Genomic DNA, 857 nt, shown 5'->3' with positions numbered 1-857 from the left:
TGCCACCGGCAGCATTCTGGCCGGTTGCGCTCAACTGGCCGGAGGCCGTCAGGTTCAGGTTGCCGCCCTGGCCGACCGCCCCGTCGTTGTTCACGCCCGCGCCGAGCGTGCCGGTTGAATTGACGCTGCCGGCATTCACGCTCGTATTCTGCTGTGCCGCCAGTGTCCCGCTGTTCGTGAGATCGGTGCCGATGCTGGCCGACAGCGACTGCCGAGCGTAAGTCGTACCGCTGTTCTGTATCCCGTTCGCGGCCGACAACGCGAGGTTGCCGCTCGCCGTCGTCTTGCCCGTGAGCACCAGACGGCCGTTCGATTGCAGCGTCAGATCGCCTGCCTGCGCCGCGATCGTCCCTGCGTTCGCGACACCGACGCCTGCCGAGTTGCCAACCAAAAACACCCTGTTGGCATACATGCCACCCAACTGGGCCACATCAATCGCGACAGCGGGAACAGGACCGTCACCGGCGATCGGCGTCGCGGCAAGCGTGTCGTGATTGACCTGGTTCGCGCCGGCGATCACGTTCAGATTCTTCGCGTAGATCGCCGCATTGGACTGCACGGCACGAGAAATGATGTCGACCTGATCGAGATTCGAGGCATTGAGGCCCGCCCCGGCAACGGTCACGAGGCCTCGGTTGACGTTGTAGCCAGCCAGCGAGCCGTCGGCTCCGTAGAACGGCACGCCCGTGGTCAGGGTCGCGCGGCTGGTGTTGATGAAGCCCGCGCCATCGAGATAGATACCCGAGGGATTCGCCAGCACAAGCTCCGCGCGGGCGCCTGCGATCTCCAGCGCGCCGCGGATCTGGGAGGGGTTCGGGCCGTTGACCTGGTTGACGATGATGCGCGCCACATCGTTC

Annotated in this window: 1 protein-coding gene; it reads right to left on the bottom strand. The window is 65.2% G+C overall.

Annotated features, from left to right (window positions below):
* A partial coding sequence (locus FQ705_RS18795; protein WP_144143577.1) for a filamentous hemagglutinin N-terminal domain-containing protein occupies positions 1–857 on the bottom strand: 857 nt, incomplete at both ends.

The sequence above is a fragment of the Paraburkholderia sp. BCC1884 genome (genome assembly GCF_900996225.1).
GTDB lineage: Bacteria > Pseudomonadota > Gammaproteobacteria > Burkholderiales > Burkholderiaceae > Paraburkholderia.
This window is presented reverse-complemented; position numbering and strand designations above follow the sequence as displayed.